Origin of the sequence: Bradyrhizobium semiaridum, assembly GCF_020329505.1 — a bacterium.
Taxonomy (GTDB): Bacteria; Pseudomonadota; Alphaproteobacteria; order Rhizobiales; family Xanthobacteraceae; genus Bradyrhizobium; species Bradyrhizobium semiaridum.
This window is the reverse complement of record NZ_JAGKJJ010000118.1, coordinates 1-601: the sequence shown is the minus strand read 5'-3', so window position 1 is coordinate 601 and position 601 is coordinate 1. Positions and strand designations below refer to the sequence as shown.

The window sequence follows — 601 nt, the reverse complement described above, 5'->3', positions numbered from 1 at the left end:
GGCCGGGCGAAAGCCTGACCGTATTGCCGTCAGCGCCCGCATCGGCGATGGCGCCGATGAACTCCATGAACTGGGTGGCGCGGATGATGGTGTAGGGAATGCCGGAAGCCTCGATCAGTCTCTCCTGCGCGACCTTGGCGCGGAAGTAGCCGTTCTCGGGCGTCCGGTCGGTGTTGACGATCGAGAGCGCGACGTGGTGGCGGACGCCGGCGGCCGGAGGTTTCGAAGAAATCCAGCACCGCCTTGTTCTCGAACGAGGGCGAGTTGGCGAGGTCGATGACGGTTGCCGTGCCCGCCATGGCCTCCTCGAGGCCCTCGCCGAGAAACGGCATCAACGCGATCACCGGCGAGGCGGCGACGACGTCATGGCCGCGCTCGCGCAGAATGGCAACGGTCTTCGATCCGATCAGGCCGGTTCCGCCGATCACGACGATCTTCATGGTGGTGGCGCTCCTATGGTCCTGAGGAACGTGAGGTTTTGTCCTAGCCACCGCTGTCATCGTGCGGCCTGTGCGCAATTGCGCACATTGACCGGGCGATGGCACCAAGCAAGTGGAGCAAACCAACCCGTCATCCTGAGACACGCGATAGCAGCATACCA

General features: G+C 63.9%; 1 pseudogene. It reads right to left on the bottom strand.

The features are described from left to right. Positions 1-440, bottom strand: a pseudogene (locus tag J6500_RS31775) (SDR family oxidoreductase); the annotation flags it as partial. Positions 441-601 lie beyond the last annotated feature (161 nt).